The sequence below is a fragment of the Leisingera thetidis genome (genome assembly GCF_025857195.1).
Lineage (GTDB): Bacteria > Pseudomonadota > Alphaproteobacteria > Rhodobacterales > Rhodobacteraceae > Leisingera > Leisingera thetidis.
The window spans coordinates 4,207,451-4,223,109 of the sequence record NZ_CP109787.1 but is presented as its reverse complement, the minus strand read 5'-3'; the positions used below and the strand labels follow the sequence as shown (position 1 = coordinate 4,223,109).

17 protein-coding genes are annotated in these 15,659 nt (G+C 62.1%); 5 read left to right on the top strand and 12 right to left on the bottom strand.

The window, feature by feature from the left end; genetic code table 11:
• Nucleotides 1-4 precede the first annotated feature (4 nt).
• From OKQ63_RS20350 to pip, 5 genes are all read right to left on the bottom strand, one after another.
• Entirely contained in the window at nucleotides 5-625 is a 621-nt protein-coding gene (locus OKQ63_RS20350) for an RNA-binding protein (protein ID WP_264211831.1), read from the bottom strand.
• Nucleotides 626-651: 26 nt separating this feature from the next.
• Nucleotides 652-2,268, bottom strand: coding sequence for a transcription termination factor NusA (gene nusA, locus OKQ63_RS20345; protein ID WP_264211830.1), 1,617 nt, complete (start codon nucleotides 2,266-2,268; stop codon nucleotides 652-654).
• The gene (gene rimP / locus OKQ63_RS20340; protein WP_264211829.1) at nucleotides 2,268-2,858 is read right to left on the bottom strand and encodes a ribosome maturation factor RimP; all 591 of its coding nucleotides are present in this window, start codon (nucleotides 2,856-2,858) and stop codon (nucleotides 2,268-2,270) included. The genes nusA and rimP overlap by 1 nt, the downstream gene beginning before the upstream one ends.
• A gap of 183 nt (nucleotides 2,859-3,041) precedes the next feature.
• A complete protein-coding gene (locus OKQ63_RS20335; protein ID WP_264211828.1) occupies nucleotides 3,042-3,887 on the bottom strand; it encodes an ABC transporter substrate-binding protein in 846 nt (281 codons plus the stop codon).
• Nucleotides 3,884-4,864, bottom strand: a complete 981-nt coding sequence (gene pip / locus OKQ63_RS20330) for a prolyl aminopeptidase (RefSeq protein WP_264211827.1) — start codon at nucleotides 4,862-4,864, stop codon at nucleotides 3,884-3,886. Before pip ends, OKQ63_RS20335 begins: the two co-directional genes overlap by 4 nt.
• A gap of 50 nt (nucleotides 4,865-4,914) precedes the next feature.
• Here pip and ubiG point away from each other — a divergent pair, with 50 nt between their 5' ends.
• Nucleotides 4,915-5,661 (top strand): bifunctional 2-polyprenyl-6-hydroxyphenol methylase/3-demethylubiquinol 3-O-methyltransferase UbiG, encoded by a 747-nt coding sequence (ubiG, locus tag OKQ63_RS20325; RefSeq protein ID WP_264211826.1) that lies wholly within the window; start codon nucleotides 4,915-4,917, stop codon nucleotides 5,659-5,661.
• A 304-nt stretch (nucleotides 5,662-5,965) separates the two neighbouring features.
• Here the strand turns inward: ubiG and OKQ63_RS20320 are convergent, their stop codons facing one another.
• The 4 genes from OKQ63_RS20320 to OKQ63_RS20305 all read right to left on the bottom strand — a co-directional run bounded on the left by OKQ63_RS20320 (nucleotide 5,966) and on the right by OKQ63_RS20305 (nucleotide 8,320).
• Nucleotides 5,966-6,406, bottom strand: coding sequence for a MarR family winged helix-turn-helix transcriptional regulator (locus tag OKQ63_RS20320; protein WP_019295272.1), 441 nt, complete (start codon nucleotides 6,404-6,406; stop codon nucleotides 5,966-5,968).
• Nucleotides 6,406-7,236, bottom strand: a complete 831-nt coding sequence (locus tag OKQ63_RS20315; protein ID WP_264211825.1) for a carbon-nitrogen hydrolase family protein — start codon at nucleotides 7,234-7,236, stop codon at nucleotides 6,406-6,408. Before OKQ63_RS20315 ends, OKQ63_RS20320 begins: the two co-directional genes overlap by 1 nt.
• Before the next feature lie 15 nt (nucleotides 7,237-7,251).
• Nucleotides 7,252-7,509: a glutaredoxin 3 gene (gene grxC / locus OKQ63_RS20310; protein WP_264211824.1), complete on the bottom strand. Its 258-nt coding sequence runs from the start codon at nucleotides 7,507-7,509 to the stop codon at nucleotides 7,252-7,254.
• An 82-nt stretch (nucleotides 7,510-7,591) separates the two neighbouring features.
• Nucleotides 7,592-8,320, bottom strand: a complete 729-nt coding sequence (locus tag OKQ63_RS20305; protein WP_264211823.1) for a ComF family protein — start codon at nucleotides 8,318-8,320, stop codon at nucleotides 7,592-7,594.
• Nucleotides 8,321-8,333: 13 nt separating this feature from the next.
• Between OKQ63_RS20305 and OKQ63_RS20300 the strand changes: the two genes are divergently transcribed.
• From OKQ63_RS20300 to OKQ63_RS20290, 3 genes are all read left to right on the top strand, one after another.
• The gene (locus tag OKQ63_RS20300) at nucleotides 8,334-9,155 is read left to right on the top strand and encodes a methyltransferase domain-containing protein (protein WP_264211822.1); all 822 of its coding nucleotides are present in this window, start codon (nucleotides 8,334-8,336) and stop codon (nucleotides 9,153-9,155) included.
• Nucleotides 9,156-9,260: 105 nt separating this feature from the next.
• On the top strand, nucleotides 9,261-10,322 hold the full coding sequence (hemH, locus tag OKQ63_RS20295) for a ferrochelatase (RefSeq protein ID WP_264211821.1): 1,062 nt from the start codon (nucleotides 9,261-9,263) through the stop codon (nucleotides 10,320-10,322).
• A 71-nt stretch (nucleotides 10,323-10,393) separates the two neighbouring features.
• Entirely contained in the window at nucleotides 10,394-13,402 is a 3,009-nt protein-coding gene (locus OKQ63_RS20290; RefSeq protein WP_264211820.1) for an aminotransferase class III-fold pyridoxal phosphate-dependent enzyme, read from the top strand.
• A 77-nt stretch (nucleotides 13,403-13,479) separates the two neighbouring features.
• Here OKQ63_RS20290 and OKQ63_RS20285 read toward each other — a convergent pair whose 3' ends face one another.
• The gene (locus OKQ63_RS20285) at nucleotides 13,480-13,662 is read right to left on the bottom strand and encodes a hypothetical protein (protein ID WP_024092111.1); all 183 of its coding nucleotides are present in this window, start codon (nucleotides 13,660-13,662) and stop codon (nucleotides 13,480-13,482) included.
• Between the two features lie 138 nt (nucleotides 13,663-13,800).
• Nucleotides 13,801-14,418 carry a L,D-transpeptidase gene (locus OKQ63_RS20280; RefSeq protein WP_264211819.1) on the bottom strand — a complete coding sequence of 206 codons (618 nt, stop codon included), beginning with the start codon at nucleotides 14,416-14,418 and terminating at the stop codon, nucleotides 13,801-13,803.
• A 171-nt stretch (nucleotides 14,419-14,589) separates the two neighbouring features.
• Between OKQ63_RS20280 and dalA the strand changes: the two genes are divergently transcribed.
• A complete protein-coding gene (dalA, locus tag OKQ63_RS20275) occupies nucleotides 14,590-15,072 on the top strand; it encodes a divisome-associated lipoprotein DalA (protein WP_264211818.1) in 483 nt (160 codons plus the stop codon).
• A 59-nt stretch (nucleotides 15,073-15,131) separates the two neighbouring features.
• Here dalA and OKQ63_RS20270 read toward each other — a convergent pair whose 3' ends face one another.
• Nucleotides 15,132-15,659 carry a L,D-transpeptidase family protein gene (locus OKQ63_RS20270; RefSeq protein ID WP_264211817.1) on the bottom strand — a complete coding sequence of 176 codons (528 nt, stop codon included), beginning with the start codon at nucleotides 15,657-15,659 and terminating at the stop codon, nucleotides 15,132-15,134.

Below are 15,659 nucleotides of genomic sequence, written 5' to 3'. Positions count from 1 at the left end.
CTACTTATCCTTCCGTGCGGCCGTCGCCGCCCACCATTTCGCGCAAACCTTGCAGTCGTTGCGCCTCATCTACAACACGTTTGCTGAGTCCGCCAGAGGCGAGGGCGGCATGTATTGCAGTTTGGCGCCCAAATGCCATTCCCAGCTCGTCCGCCGTGAGGCAGCCGATGAATTTACCCTTGTAGGGCGTGCTCAGCTTCGACTTTCCGCGTCCGGATCCGTCGGAGGCCTGGATCAGCACCCGGGCCTCTTCCTTGGACAGCCAGTCCTTGACCCGTTCAAATCCGGACACTGCATCGCCCGACTTGCGCGCCAGGCTGATCAGTTCGACAAGCCGACGGGCAATCTGCCGTTCGACTTCCTGAACCAGTTCGGCAGACACCTGCACCTGAGCCTTGAACCCGCGGGCAAACAGCTTCTTCTTGACCGCGGTTTCCAATGCGCCCCGGCTGGAAGCCACATAGACACCGCGGCCCGGCAGCTTGCCCATCACATCGGGCACGACCTGCCCGTCAGGGCCCATCACAAAGCGGATGAGGCCCTGTTTGGGCTGGGTCTCGCCAGTAGCGATGCATTTGCGCTCGCTGCCGTCGGACCGGTCTTTTGTGGCGCCACCACGTGTCATTCAGCTCTCCTATGCAACGCCCGGGATCAGGCCTCGCCTTCCTCTTCGCCAGCGTCTTCGTCCTCGGACGCTTCCGCTTCCAGCTCCGCCGGATCGACCCAGCCCAGCATGATGCGGGCGGTCATCACCATGTCCTGAGCTTCTTCCAGCGACATGCCGAAAGGCTCCAGGATACCGTCGTCCTTGACCCGCTCGCCACCATCGTTGGTCCAGCCGCCAGCCAGTTCCCAGTCGGCGCAGGTGGCAAAATCTTCCAGCGATTTCACGTCGTCCTTGGCCAGAGCCTCGACCATCTGCGGGGTCAGGCCTTCGAACTGGATCAGGCTGTCCTCGGCGCCCAGTTCGCGGGCGGCATCCAGGGCTGCCTTGGCCTGGGCTTCCAGATAGTCGCGGGCACGGGCCTGCAGCTCCTGAGCGGTGCTTTCGTCGACACCATCGATGACCAGCAGCTCGTCGAGTTCGACATAGGCGACTTCTTCGAGGTTGGTAAAGCCTTCGGAGACCAGCAGCTGGGCAAAGAATTCATCCAGATCCAGGGTTTCCATGAACAGCTTGGTACGCGCCTCGAATTCCTTCTGGCGGCGGGCCGACTCTTCTTCCTCGGTCATAATATCGATGTCGAGGTTGGTCAGCTGCGAGGCCAGGCGCACGTTCTGGCCGCGGCGGCCGATGGCCAGGCTCAGCTGCTCTTCGGGCACCACGACTTCGATCTTGCCGGCTTCTTCATCCAGCACAACCTTGGTGACTTCTGCGGGCTGCAGCGCGTTCACCAGGAAGGTCGGCTGATCCTCGTTCCACGGGATAATGTCGATCTTTTCGCCCTGCAGCTCGTTCACCACGGCCTGCACGCGGGACCCGCGCATGCCCACACAGGCGCCGACCGGGTCGATCGAGCCGTCGTAGGAGATAACGGCAATCTTGGCACGCGAGCCAGGGTCACGGGCAACCGCTTTGATCTCGATGATGCCGTCATAGATTTCCGGCACTTCCATCTTGAACAGCTCGGCCATGAACTCGGGCGCGGTACGGCTGAGGAAGATCTGCGGACCGCGCGGCTCACGGCGCACATCCTTGATGTAGCAGCGCACGCGGTCGTTCGGACGGTAGCTTTCGCGGCCGATCTTCTCGTTGCGGCGCAGGATCGCTTCGCCCGCGCCCACATCGACGATGACGTTGCCGTATTCCTCGCGCTTGACCAACCCGTTGATGATGGTGCCGGCGCGGTCCTTGAATTCTTCGTACTGGCGGTCCCGCTCTGCTTCGCGGACCTTCTGCAGGATCACTTGCTTGGCCGACTGGGCGGCGATCCGGCCCATTTCAACCGGCGGCACCTCCTCGACGTAGGTCTGGCCCACTTCGGGGTTCGCCATGTACTGGCGCGCCTGCGCAACAGTCATTTCGGCCTGGTAGTTTTCCAGCTCCTCATCCGCCACCACGGTGCGCACGCGGGTAAACGTGGCGCGGCCGGTTTTACGGTCAATCGAGACACGGATATCCATCTCGGCGCCGTAGCGGCTTTTGGCGGCCCGGGCGAGACTCTCTTCCATCGCCTCGATCACCAGACCGGGGTCGATCATCTTTTCGCGCGCCACGGCCTCGGCGGTTTGCAACAGCTCCAGCTGGTTTGCAGAGGTGATAGCCATTACTTTTTCTCCTCTTCGGACTCTTCGGTCTCGATTTCGTCGAATGCGTCTTCGTTGAGCGTGCCCGCCTCTTTGCGCTGGCGCAGCATTTCCTTGATCAGTTCATCGGTCAGGACCAGCTTGGCATCGCTCAGCCAGTCGAATTTCAGGCCGATGGTCACGATCCCGCCCTGATCCTCGATGTTGATCAGAACTTCATCATCTTCGGTGCCCGCCAGCTCGCCCTTGAAGCGGCGGCGGCCGCCAACCATCTCGGCGGTTTCCAGCTTGGCCTCGTAGCCTTCGAACATCTCGAAGTCTTTCATCCGCGTCAGCGGACGGTCAATGCCGGGGCTCGACACTTCCAGAGCATAAGCATCGATGATCGGGTCCTCGACGTCCAGTGCCGCGCTGACCGCGTTCGATATCTCGGCGCAATCATCCACCTCGATCCCGCCGTCGGGCTTGTCGGCCATGATCTGCAGCGTTGTCGACTTCCCAGACATCAGCCGGATGCGCACAAGCTCATAGCCCAGATCCTCGATCACCGGGGTGACGATCTCGGCCAAGCGCCGGTCGATGGCGGCTTTGGCAATCAGGTCGTTGGTCATCAGACCTCCACTTGGAGCGTGCAGACAAGGGGTCTGCAAACACAAAAAAACGGGCGCGCGGCCCGTCGAAATTCCCGGTGGAGCCTTGAGCCAGAGGTTCAACGCGCCGCTGTTGTCAAAGCCATATAGGGGGGATTGGGGAAAACTGCAAGGCTTGTCTTTAGCGAGAGCCGCGCGGAGGCGTCAGACCCGCCACCAGCGTTCGGCGATGCGGCCGTCATCCAGCGGCGCGCTCTGGCCCACCTTGCGCGGAATACCAACATCGTGCCGGGCCGCCAGCGCCATGTCGCTGGACGAAGGGTGATACAGGAATTCCCCCCGCCGCAGCAGGCCGCGCGGTTCCGGCAGGGCTGCCACATCGACATAGCCGTCCCGCAGAGCTTCTGCGCGGACAGCGGCGTCGGGGATCACGATGATCTCCACCGTATCCGCCCAGCCTGCAGTGCCGGCCTTGTAATGATCCGCGGTTCTGGAGGCCCGGAAATGGCGGCCCTCCTGGGCGCGCTCCACCCTGTAGCATCCGGTGCCGACCGCTTCGGACAACGGCACTGGCAAGTCCCCGCCGGGGGCAATCACATGATCCGGGCCGGCCAGCAGATAAGGCAGATGCGGGTTGGGCCGCGTCAGCTCCAACAGCAGCTGATGACTGCCCAGCGCCGTGACTGAACGCATCTCTGCTCCAGTGATTCCCTGGACAGTAAGCGAGGCGGCGGCATCATCCGCAGTCAGCGGGGCACCGTCATGAAATGCCACGCCCTCACGCAGGTTGAAGGTCCAGGTCCGGGCATCCGCTGTGGAGTGCCAGCCGGTGGCCAGCTCGCCGCGCAGCAGCCCGTCGGGGGCAATTTCAGTCAGCCTGTCATAGATTGCGCCGCGGGCAGCCTGTTCCAGCATCCCGCCGTCGCGCGGAACCGCAAGGCGCAGAACTCCGCCTGACTTGGGAGAGGCATCGACCGACCCGCCAGCGGCGGCCAGCAAGGCAGCAGCAGCACCCGAGGTGAACAGCGCGCGGCGGTCAATGCGCGTCATGGCACAAGCTCTCCTGCAATCCGGTCCATCGCCCGGACCAGTTCTGCGCTGATTCCCGGCTCCGACAGAGCATGGCCGGCATTGCGCACCATCTTCAACTCCGCATTTGGCCACAGCTCGTTCAATCGCCAGGCGGAAGACGGCGGGCAGATCATGTCATAGCGGCCCTGAACGATCACGCCGGGGATATGGGAAATCCGCCCCATATTGGCAAGGATCTGGCCATCATAGTCGAGAAAGCCGCCATTGATGAAATAGTGGTTTTCGAGCCGGGCAAAGGCACGGGCATAATCGCCGGGACTTTCGCCGCTCTGGCCGTTGGAATGCACCGAAGCCAGCGCGTTTTCCCAGGCGGACCAGGCGCGGCCATAGCGGACTTCCTCATCCTGATTGCCGGAAAAAAGCCGCTTTTGATAGGCGGCGATCATGTCGCTGCGCTCACCATCGGGGATCAGCGAGACAAATTTGGCCCAGGTTTCAGGCCAGAATTTGCCGGCGCCGCCGCCATAAAACCAGTCCAGCTCTGCCTTGGTCATCAGGAAGACGCCGCGCAGAATGATCTGCTGCACCCGGTCCGGGTGGGTCTGCGCATAGATCAGCGCCAGGGTTGCCCCCCAGCTTCCACCGAACAGAATCCAGGAGTCGATGCCGAACTGACGGCGAATCAGCTCCATGTCGGCGACCAGATGCCAGGTGGTGTTGTCCTCGCAAGACGCATAGGGGCGCGACCGGCCGCAGCCGCGCTGGTCGAACAGGATGATTCTGTAGACATGCGGATCGAAATAGCGCCGCATCGCCGGGCTGCTGCCGCCGCCTGGGCCGCCATGGCACACGATCACGGGAATGCCATTGGGGTTGCCGCTCTGCTCGGCATACATGCGATGGCCCTGGCCTGCATCGATCATGCGCTGGTCAAACGGCTCGACCGGCGGGTAAAGATAATGCACAGCGCGCTTTTGGTCCGGGTATCTATCCATTACTGACCTTAGTGAAACGTCAGACTACAAAAGAGCACACGGAGACAGGAATGCAAGCGCCTCAGTCCACGGTCGACCCTGCGGAAATCGCCAAATTCGAGGCGATGGCAGCGGAGTGGTGGGATCCGAACGGCAAGTTCAAGCCCCTGCACATGCTGAACCCGTGCCGGCTGGACTATATTACCCGCCAGATCGCCGGAGAATTCGGCCGCGACCTGACGTCACAGCACCCGTTCGAGGGGCTGCGCCTCTTGGATATCGGTTGCGGCGGCGGGCTGCTGAGCGAGCCGATGGCGCGGTTGGGCGCAACAGTGGTCGGCGCGGATGCAGCTGAGGGCAATCTGCCGGTCGCACGCATCCATGCAGAGCAATCGGGCTTGGAGATCGACTACCGCCACACCACTGCCGAAGCGCTGGCAGATGCGGGGGAACAGTTCGACGTGGTCCTGAATATGGAAGTGGTGGAACATGTCGCCGACCCGCTCAGCTATCTGACCGCCACGCAAGCGCTGCTGAAACCTGGAGGCCTGGAGATCTGCTCGACGATCAACCGCAATCCCAAGAGCTTTGCGATGGCGATTGTCGGCGCCGAGGTGATCATGCGCTGGCTGCCGCGGGGCACTCATGAATGGTCCAAGTTCATCACGCCGGACGAGCTGTTCGAGCTGCTGCGCCAGGCCGGGCTGAAGCCGGCCGACCGCAAGGGCTTCGTGTTCAATCCGATTACCTGGAACTGGTCGATTTCCGAGCGGGACCTGTCAGTGAACTATGTGACCGCTAGCACAAAACCCGTCTGACCCCGCAGAATACCCAGGCCAAGCGGGCCGCCTATCCTAAAGGATAGGTGGTAATCCTTATGCGCTCTTTAGCCGCCGCGTCCTGCTTGCTATCGTCAGATAGCGGATTTGGAATACTTTCCGGTCTGTTTCGGGGCAAAGCCCCTGAACCGAGTGAATGCTTGCCACTGTTTCTGGTGGGTCCATCCCATGGGTTGCCGCGACCGCCACTCACGGACAGATGGGGACTGATGGGGAAGAAGGGCGCCTGCTTGCAGGCGTCCTTCTTGTTTTACAGGTACACAGCTGCCGTTCGCTGCTGGGCTCAGCCGCTTTCTTCCAGCTTGCCGCGCAGTTCGCGCAGGATCGGCAGGGTGGCGCGGACCCGGTCGCTGCCCAGTTCGCCCACAACTTCGGAAATGACCGGAATAATTCCCGCCAGCGCCGCATCGCGCGCCTGTTTGCCGGCCGGGCTGATCGCCACCATTTTGCGCCGCGCATCATCCCAATCGGGGCGGACGTGGATGTAGCCTGCCACCTCCAGCTTGTTCAGCGTGTTGGTCATCGCGCCGCGGGTCACGTGGAAGGCCTTCGCCAGCTGTGCGGGCGAACGCTCCAGCCCGGCGCGGGCCAGGTGGTTCAGCACCGAGAAATGCGACAGTTCCATCCCCTTGGGCAGCACTTTGCTGAGACGTGACCGGGCCAGCTGGTCAGCCATGAGTATCTCGCTGAACAGCGATACCGCCAGGGAATGGGTCTCGTCCATCAGGGTCCGTCAAACTCCCGGTCGTGGGTCAGGGAAGGCACGCGCTTGCGTGCTTCTGCCACTTTTTCGAGGTCGAGATCAATGTAAGTCACACCGGGCTCCTGGCCCGCGTCTGCCAGCACTTCGCCCCAGGGAGCCACAGCCAGAGAATGGCCATAGGTCTGTCGGCTCGGCCCGCGGGAGGCCGGGTGTTTGCCGGTTTGCGCTGGCGCCAGCACGTAACAGCCGGTTTCAATCGCCCGCGCGCGCAGCAGTGAATGCCAATGGGCGGCCCCCGTGACATAAGAAAACGCCGCCGGCGCGGTGAGGATCTGCGCGCCACCCTTGGCCAGCGCCCGGTGCAGATGCGGGAAGCGCACGTCATAGCAGATAGTCATGCCGATATTGCCAAAGGGCGTTTGCGCAACGACGGCTTTTGTGCCCGGGCGGTAACCATCGGACTCGCGGTATGTTTCCTCCGGTGTCACCTCCACATCGAACATATGGATCTTGTCATAGCGTGCTTTGATCTCGCCCTCGGGGGAAATCAGGAACTGCCGGTTGGCAAAGCGCCCGTCATCGCCGTGGGTCTTGATGCCCAGCGAGCCCAGCAGCAGCCAGATGCCCTGCTTGGCGGCTTCGTCACGCAGGGCGGCCAGGGTCGGGTCGTCCTCCTCATGGCACAAGACACCATTCTGATGCGTCCGGCTGCCGGAGAGGCAATTGGTGACCTCCGGCGTCAGCACAAAGCCTGCCCCTCCGCGCACAGCTTCCGCCATCATCGCCTTCACCGTCTCCAGGTTTTCGGCCGGGTTGTCGCTGGATGTCATCTGAAGCAAAGCTGCGCGCATATCTGTTCTCCGGGTTCAGGCCGCCAGCAGCGGGTCGAGCTTGCCCGCCTGCTCCAGCGCAAACAGGTCGTCACAGCCGCCGACATGGGTGCCGCCAATAAAGATCTGCGGCACGGTGCGGCCGCCATTGGCGCGCTGGATCATCTCTGCCTTGCGCTCCGGCTCCTCCAGCACGTTGACTTCCGAAAAGGCCACACCCTTCTGATTCAGCAGCCGCTTGGCAGCGTGGCAGTATCCGCACAGCGGCGAGGTGTAGATTTCGACCGTTTTCATTCAGGACCCCATAGTCTGGTTTCGAAGGTTGTGGAGGAATTGGGCATTCAATGCAACAATTGCCAGAGGCGGCCGGGCGGCCTCACGCTTGCGTGACCCGGGCCAGCACCGCCACCCGCACCTCTGCCGCGCCCGCCTGCAGACAGGCATCGGTGCAGGCGCTGAGAGTGGCGCCGGAGGTCATCACGTCATCCACAATCAACACATCGCGGCCCTTGATCCTGCCCTGCCGCCCCGGATGCGCCCCGATGGCCGAACCCAACAGCTGATAGCGCTGGTCCCGCGTTTTGCCCTCCAGAGCCGGGGTCTGCCGGATGCGGCGCAGCAGATCCGGGCAATGCTCCAATCCGGCACGGCGTGCCAGCGCTTCTGCCAGCAAGGCGGACTGGTTGTACTTGCGCTTGAGCAGCCGGGTCCAATGCAGCGGCACCGGGCAGATCAGCGGATTCTCCTGCAACAGCGGCTGCGCGGCGCGTTCCAGCCAGCCAGCCGCCGTGCGGGCAATCTCGGTCCGGTCACCGTGTTTCAGCCCCAGCACCAGTTTGCGCCCCTGTCCCTCATAGAGCAGCGCGGCACGCCCCTGGCTCCACGGCCGGGGCTGGCGCAGGCAGCTGTCGCACTCCAGGCGGAACCCGTCCGCCTCCCCCGGCAGCGGGGCGCCGCAGCCCTCGCACACGGTACCGCTGATAAAGTGCATGTCAGACCAGCACGTGCCGCACAGGCCAAAGTCGCTGCTCACCAGCCCGCCGCAGCCCAGGCATTGCGGTGGGTAGATCAGCGAAACAGCGGTTTGAATCCTGGCCAGCAGCATCTAAATAGCCTCCATGACACAAGCACCCGCACAGCTCTTCGACCGCCGCGCCCTGGCGGCCCGCCGCGCCCGGCGGCGGGCGGACGCCCTGTTCCTGCACCAGATGGCACGGGATGAGGCCGAGGATCGCCTGAGCCTGGTTAACAGAACCTTTACGGCACCTGCCGTGGTTGCCCCCTTCCCGGAGGTTTGGGAGGGATTTCAGCCCCGTGCCACAGTGGTGTCCGATGACGAAGTGCTGGCGCTTGAGGAAGGTGCGCATGATGTGGTGATCCACGCCATGTGCCTGCATTGGGCCAATGACCCGGTCGGCCAGCTGATCCAATGCCGGCGTGCGCTGAAAGAGGACGGGCTGCTGCTGGTCATCCTGCTGGGCGGCCAGACCCTGCACGAGCTGCGGGCCGCCATGGCCGAGGCTGAAACCGTGGTGATGGGCGGGCTGTCGCCCCGCGTCGCACCGATGGGAGAAATCCGCGACCTGGGCGGGCTGCTGCAACGGGCTGGTTTTGCCCTGCCGGTTGCGGATCTGGTGCCGCTGACGGCTGAGTACCGCGACCTCTCCCATTTGATCCACGATCTGCGCGGCATGGGTGAGACCAACGTCCTCGCCCAGCGCCTGAAACGCCCGGCGCCGCGGGGACTGTTTCAGCTGGCCGACCACATCTACCGCGCGCATTTCGCCACTGCCGACGGCCGGCTGCCGGCAACCTTTGAGCTGGTCTGCCTCACCGGCTGGTCGCCGTCGGACAGCCAGCAGAAACCTCTGCGCCCGGGATCAGCGCAAATGCGCCTGGCCGATGCGCTGAAGGTGCCGGAAACCAAACTCGAGCCTTGATAAGTTTGCGCTATAGCTGCGCCAATGTGATCCAATTGGCCTTCTAAGCGTAAAGACAGTAATTTCCCGCCAACTTCCGAATTCTCAGCCCCACAGGACCTGCCCATGCTGGACGCCGCCCGGACCGCCAAATGCCCTGCCCACGCCCCTGCCGATCACCCCAAGATCCCGGCAGAAAAGGTTGGCATCCTGCTGGCCAACCTCGGCACCCCGGATGATTATTCCTACTGGCCGATGCGACGGTACCTAAGCGAGTTCCTGTCGGACAAGCGGGTGATCGACTATCCCTCGTGGAAGTGGCAGCCCCTGTTGCAGCTGATTATTCTCACCAAACGCCCCTTCTCCTCCGGCGCCGCCTACAAGTCGATCTGGAACCACGAAAGGGGCGAAAGCCCGCTTATGACCATAACCAAGGACCAGACCGCCAAGATGGCTGAGGCGATGAAGACGCGGTACGGTGATCAGGTGATGGTCGATTTCTGCATGCGCTACGGCAACCCTTCGACCAAGTCCAAAGTGCGGCAGATGGTTGAGGCCGGATGCCAGAAAATCCTGTTCGTGCCGCTTTACCCGCAATATGCCGGCGCTACCTCCGGCACCGCCAACGACCAGTTCTTCCGCGCCCTTATGGAAGAGACCAGGCAGCCCGCCGCCCGGACGATCGAACCCTATTTCGACCAGCCCGCCTATATCGGCGCGCTGGCCCGCTCGGTTGAGGACGCCTATACAAAAGCGGACAAACGCCCCGATATTCTGGTGGTCTCCTACCACGGGATGCCGAAACGCTACCTGATGCAGGGCGACCCCTACCACTGCCAGTGCCAGAAGACGACGCGCCTGCTGAAGGAGCGGCTGGGCTGGGACGACACCCAAATCACCTCAACCTTCCAGTCAGTGTTCGGACCCGAAGAGTGGTTGAAGCCGTACACTGTGGATCACGTTGCGACACTCGCCAAGGAGGGTAAGAAGAACATCGCGGTGATCGCACCGGCCTTCTCGGCCGACTGCATCGAGACACTGGAAGAGATCAACGAGGAAATCCGCGAGAGCTTTGAGCACGCAGGCGGTGAGAACTTCCTCTATATCCCCTGCCTCAACGATGATGATGACCATATCGCTGCACTGGCCGGGGTTATCGGGCAGAACCTGAAAGGCTGGCTGGACTAAACCGCCGCTCCGGTCCAAATAGGATCCAATATTGGATCGCCGGGCGCACCGGCAAGCCGGGGAGAGATTGGATGACGCTTGCGCATTGGGCCGCTGCCCTCAAACAGCATTGGGGCATCGAGGCGGAACTGAGCCGTCTGGATGGGGAATACGACCTGAATTTCCTGGCCAAGGCGGCTGAAGGCGAGGGGTTTATCCTCAAGGCGATGCGCCCCGGCTGCGAGAACTGGCTGGTCGACATGCAGGTGAAAGCGTTTGAACATATCGCTGCGCGCCAGCCAGATCTGCCCTGCCCGCGCGTGATTTCCTCTGTGGATGGCGAATCACTGCTGACACTGCCGGGCGAGGACGGTCAGGACCGGCTCGTCTGGCTGCTGAACCAGCTTCCGGGGCGCTGTTATGCCAAAGCCGAGCCCAAAAGCGACGCGCTGATCCATGAGGTCGGCCAGGTGCTGGGCGGCTCAGCCAAGGCACTGGCGGATTTCCGGCACGAGGGTCTGGAGCGCGATTTCAAATGGGACTTGATGCGCGCGGGCTGGATCAAGGATCAGCTCTCCTGCGTCACAGCCCCTGCGCGTCGTGCGATCCTTGAAGGAATTTGCACGAACTACACCCGATTAGAGCCTGTTTTGGCGACACTGCCCAAACAGGCGATCCACAATGACGCCAACGATTACAACATCGTGGTGGCGGGGCAACTGGGAGAGCCGCGCCAGGTATCGGGCCTCATCGACCTGGGCGACATGTGCTCCGCACCGCGGATCTGCGACCTGGCGATTGCCGCGGCATATATCGTGCTGGACCATCCGGCGCCGGAGGCCGCGCTTGCAGCATTGGTGGCGGGTTATCACGAGACCTATCCGCTGACACCCGCCGAAGTGGACATGGTCTGGCCGCTGCTGCGTGCCCGGCTGGCTGTGAGCGTGGTGAACTCCACTCTGATGGCTGCGGAGAACCCGGAAGATCCGTATGTGACCATCTCGCAAGCCCCGGCCTGGCGGTTCCTGGAGGGCACCACGCTGCACGGCGGGCTGCTGACAGCCGGGCTGCGCGCGGCTTGCGGCATGCCGGTGGTGGACGGCGCCGACCGGGTAATGGCCTGGCTGGAGCGGGAACGCGGCAGTTTTGCCCCGCTGATGGGGCAGAACCTGGCGGAGGCACCCTTGGGGTCTCTGTCGGTGGAGCACTCCACTTGGCCGCAGAACCCCTTTCACATGCCGTTGGAGGAGGCCGCCAGGGTTGGCGAAGAATTTGAGGACAACGGCCGCATCTGGCTGGGCTGCTATCACGAGCCGCGGCTGATCTACACGGATGCAGCTTTCCGCAAAGGACCATGGAAAGCCAGCAACAGGCGCTCCGTTCATCTGGCAGTGGACGCCTTTGCCCCGGCTGGCACGCCAATGTTTGCCCCCTTGCACGGTGAAGTCTTCGCGGCTGAATACCGGGACGGGCATCTGGACTACGGCGGGGTGATCATCCTGCGCCATCAGACGCCGGAGGGTGATCCGTTCTATACTCTTTATGGCCATCTGGATCCGGAATTCCTCGGCCGCCTGAAGCCCGGTGACGTCGTGGAGAAGGGCGAGGAATTCTGCCGCCTGGGCAACCCCGGCCAAAACGGCGGCTGGGCGCCGCATGTGCATTTCCAGCTGGCGCTGACCACAGAGGGGATCGAGGCCGACTGGCCCGGAGTTGGCGATCCGGACGAAATGTACCTGTGGCGGGCACTTTGCCCGAATCCGGCGTCGCTGCTGAATCTGCCGGATGAAAAGGTGCGCTATCGCCCCACCAGCAAGGAAAAGGTTCTGGCCGGCCGCCGCGCGCATTTTGGCGGCAACCTCAGCCTCACCTACACCGATCCGGTGATGCTGGTGCGCGGCTGGAAGCACCACCTGTTCGACGAATGGGGCCGCCCCTATCTGGACGCCTACAACAACGTGCCGCACGTTGGCCACGCGCACCCGCGCATCCAGGCAGCCGCCGCCGACCAGCTGAAACGGGTGAACTCCAACACCCGCTATCTGCACCCGGCACAAACAGCCTTTGCCGGTAAGATCCTGACCAAGCTGCCCGGTCATTTTGAGGTCTGCTTTTTCGTGAACTCCGGCACTGAGGCGAATGAGCTGGCCCTGCGCCTGGCCCGTGCCCATACCGGCGCCAAGGGCATGGTGACGCCCGATCACGGCTACCACGGCAATACCACCGGGGCGGTCAGCATCTCCGCCTATAAATTCAACAAGCCCGGCGGTGTAGGCCAGGCGGATTGGGTGGAGCTGGTCGAAGTGGCCGACGACTACCGCGGCTCCTTCCGCCGCGGCGATCCGGACCGGGCGCAGAAATTCGCAGATCTGGTGGATCCGGCCATCGAAAACCTGCAGCGCAGGGGGCACGGCCTTGCCGGCTTTATCGCAGAAACTTTTCCCTCGGTCGGCGGTCAGATCATTCCGCCCAAGGGCTACCTGCCTGCGGTTTATGAAAAGATCCGCGCCGCAGGCGGTATCTGCATCGCAGATGAGGTGCAAACCGGCCTCGGCCGCCTTGGCGACTGCTACTTCGGTTTCGAGCACCTGGGTGCGCTGCCCGACATTGTGGTGATGGGCAAACCGATCGGCAATGGCCACCCTCTGGGCGTGCTGGTCACCACCAAGGAAATCGCTGAGAGCTTTGACAATGGGATCGAGTTCTTTTCCACCTTCGGCGGCTCGACCTTGTCGTGCCGGATCGGCAAGGAGGTGCTGGATATCGTTGATGACGAAGGGCTGCAGGACAACGCCCGGGTGATGGGCGGCAGGCTGATAAAGGGTCTGAAAGCACTGGAGCAAAAATACGCCTGCGTTGGCGATGTCCGGGGCATGGGGCTGTTTCTGGGGCTGGAATTGATCAACCCGGACGGTTCGGAAGCTACGGAGCTCTGCTCATACGTCAAAAACCGGATGCGCGATCACCGGATCCTGATTGGCAGCGAAGGCCCCAAGGACAACATCCTGAAAATCCGTCCGCCCCTGACCATCGAATCCGAAGATGTGATGATGATCATCAGTGTTTTGGACAAGATCCTGCATGAGACAGTACAGGGTTAGGTTAGGCTCCGCTTACCCTTCAGCCCACAAAAAAGGCGGTGGAGAACCACCGCCTTTTCTGTAACTGTGTGTCGAATTTAGTTCGATGCAACAGCTGCGCCAACCAGAACCAGCAGCAGCAGCGGCAGCAGGATGCCGCTGGAAGAACCCTGAGCTTCTTCCACGATGACCGGCGGTTCAACAACCGGCTCGGACAGGTTGCCAGCAGTGGCGGTCGAAGCAGCAGCAGTCAGCGCAGCAGCGATAACGAGTTTTTTCATGTTAACCTCCAGAATTTGCGCGGATCAAACATCTGAACCGCGCACCCAAGACTTACCTCGTATTTTTTTCTAACCAGCAAAACTACGGGATTGCAATTGCTTGTTATAGTTAACAGCTTAGCGCCCGCGCGCGTGTCGTCAAATTAGCAACACCTGAGTGCCGACTTTGGCCAGGCTGAACAACTGCGCGATATGCTCATTGTATAGCCCGATGCATCCGTTCGAGGACTTGCGGCCGATCTTGCGCGTATCATGGGTTCCGTGGATCCGATAAAACTTCCAGCTGAGGTACAGCGCATGGGTACCAAGCGGGTTATCCGGGCCCGGCGGGATGTAGGCGGGCCACTCCGGATTGCGCTTGCGCATGTTGGGAGTCGGTGCCCAGCCCGGCCCTTCCACTTTGCGCACGACTTTTGTTCGGCCGCGGCGGGTGAGATCATCAGACAACGGCACGGAAGACGGGAACAGCTTGTAGGTGCTCTCGTCTGGGGACCAGTAATGCAGCGCCCGGCTGTCGATATCGACGAGAATCGCCCCATTTCGCAGGTTGTCGAAATAGGGTTTCCAGGATTTGGCGCGGAAAGCGGAAATATTGCGCTGGACCGGCGGTTCCGGCTCCGGAGGCGGGCGCAGCGGATCGAAGGCCTGCTGAGCCTCATCGCCCTCCTCCTGCGCCAGGGCGGAGGAGGAAATTAGAGCAGCGCCGCCGGCAAGAAATTGCCGCCTGCTGAAGCTGTCAAATGGGATTCGGGGCATTGTTCATTCCAACTTGCGCAATCAGGATCCAGAGTGGCGCCATTTTATGGCCGGAAAGCCGCAGTCGCAAATCAATCCGTCAGGTGGATCTGCATATTTCTGCCGGTCTGTTTGCACCTGTGCCACAGGAAGGATAAATGCATCAGCAACTGACAGAGCGAGAGAGCAAAGATGAATCGCGTTTTTCTGCTGATGGCTGCTGCAATTCTAACCGTGGCGGCGGCCTGTACCCCTGCGACAGAATCCGGTGGATCTTACCGCATCAGGAATGCAGACAAGGTGCAAATCCGGATGCTCGATTCCGTTAACGCACTGCGTCAGGCTGCCGGCGCGCAACCGGTCCAGCTGAACGCCGAACTGACCGCGGCGGCTGCCACACATTCGCGCGATATGTCGGTTCAGAACCGGCCCTGGCATTTCGGCTCCGACGGCTCCTCGCCGCTGGACCGGGTCGCCCGTGCAGGCTACACAGGCAATCTGCTGGGCGAGAACATTTCGGAAACCTATGAAAACGAGCAGCAAACGCTGACCGCTTGGCTGGAACGGCCTGCCACCCGTGCGGTGATCCTCGACCCCAAGGCGGCGAACATGGGCTTTTCCTGGTTTCAGGAACCGAGCGGCAAGATCTGGTGGACAATGGTAATGGGGAGCTGAACCTCAGGGCGCCGGCATTGCCGGCGCAACTGCAGGCGCGGGAGCGCTCGACTGCCCGTTCAAGGCCGCAATGCGATGGCAGTGCCGTCCTGGACCATGGCGTAGATCTCTTCGATCGCTTCGTTTGACACTGCGATACAGCCCGCGGTCCAGTCATCCACCCGCGCCGCCCGCTTGCGCTCCTTAGCGTTGTTCGGCTGCCCGTGGATGAATATCTCCCCGCCAGGCCGTTTGCCCTGCGCGCTTGCGTTCGCCCGGTCCTGGGTGTTCGGATAGGAGATCCCTACCGACAGGTGATAGCGGCTGTTGGGGTTGCGCCGATCGATAACGTAAGTGCCTTCCGGGGTTTTTCCGTCACCTTCGACCTGCTTGTGCCCCAGCGGAGCAAAGCCCAACTCGACCTCATATTCCCGCAGGACTTCGTCATTGTGCAACAGGTACAGCTTGCGCGCCCCTTTGTTGATCACAACCGATGTGACCTTGGGGCCCTCATAAAATTGAAACCTGTTCACCGCGTTGCCCGAGCTGCTGCAGCCTGCCAGTGCAAAGCTCGCAGCCGCACTGATACCAAATGCCCTTCTGTTCAT

What these genes read in the sequence shown, in the direction of transcription:
- OKQ63_RS20350 (WP_264211831.1), bottom strand. Translation starts at nt 625, where the DNA reads ATGACACGTGGTGGCGCCACAAAAGACCGGTCCGACGGCAGCGAGCGC.
- nusA (WP_264211830.1), bottom strand. Translation starts at nt 2,268, where the DNA reads ATGGCTATCACCTCTGCAAACCAGCTGGAGCTGTTGCAAACCGCCGAG.
- rimP (WP_264211829.1), bottom strand. Translation starts at nt 2,858, where the DNA reads ATGACCAACGACCTGATTGCCAAAGCCGCCATCGACCGGCGCTTGGCC.
- OKQ63_RS20335 (WP_264211828.1), bottom strand. Translation starts at nt 3,887, where the DNA reads ATGACGCGCATTGACCGCCGCGCGCTGTTCACCTCGGGTGCTGCTGCT.
- pip (WP_264211827.1), bottom strand. Translation starts at nt 4,864, where the DNA reads ATGGATAGATACCCGGACCAAAAGCGCGCTGTGCATTATCTTTACCCG.
- ubiG (WP_264211826.1), top strand. Translation starts at nt 4,915, where the DNA reads ATGCAAGCGCCTCAGTCCACGGTCGACCCTGCGGAAATCGCCAAATTC.
- OKQ63_RS20320 (WP_019295272.1), bottom strand. Translation starts at nt 6,406, where the DNA reads ATGGACGAGACCCATTCCCTGGCGGTATCGCTGTTCAGCGAGATACTC.
- OKQ63_RS20315 (WP_264211825.1), bottom strand. Translation starts at nt 7,236, where the DNA reads ATGCGCGCAGCTTTGCTTCAGATGACATCCAGCGACAACCCGGCCGAA.
- grxC (WP_264211824.1), bottom strand. Translation starts at nt 7,509, where the DNA reads ATGAAAACGGTCGAAATCTACACCTCGCCGCTGTGCGGATACTGCCAC.
- OKQ63_RS20305 (WP_264211823.1), bottom strand. Translation starts at nt 8,320, where the DNA reads ATGCTGCTGGCCAGGATTCAAACCGCTGTTTCGCTGATCTACCCACCG.
- OKQ63_RS20300 (WP_264211822.1), top strand. Translation starts at nt 8,334, where the DNA reads ATGACACAAGCACCCGCACAGCTCTTCGACCGCCGCGCCCTGGCGGCC.
- hemH (WP_264211821.1), top strand. Translation starts at nt 9,261, where the DNA reads ATGCTGGACGCCGCCCGGACCGCCAAATGCCCTGCCCACGCCCCTGCC.
- OKQ63_RS20290 (WP_264211820.1), top strand. Translation starts at nt 10,394, where the DNA reads ATGACGCTTGCGCATTGGGCCGCTGCCCTCAAACAGCATTGGGGCATC.
- OKQ63_RS20285 (WP_024092111.1), bottom strand. Translation starts at nt 13,662, where the DNA reads ATGAAAAAACTCGTTATCGCTGCTGCGCTGACTGCTGCTGCTTCGACC.
- OKQ63_RS20280 (WP_264211819.1), bottom strand. Translation starts at nt 14,418, where the DNA reads ATGCCCCGAATCCCATTTGACAGCTTCAGCAGGCGGCAATTTCTTGCC.
- dalA (WP_264211818.1), top strand. Translation starts at nt 14,590, where the DNA reads ATGAATCGCGTTTTTCTGCTGATGGCTGCTGCAATTCTAACCGTGGCG.
- OKQ63_RS20270 (WP_264211817.1), bottom strand. Translation starts at nt 15,659, where the DNA reads ATGAACAGAAGGGCATTTGGTATCAGTGCGGCTGCGAGCTTTGCACTG.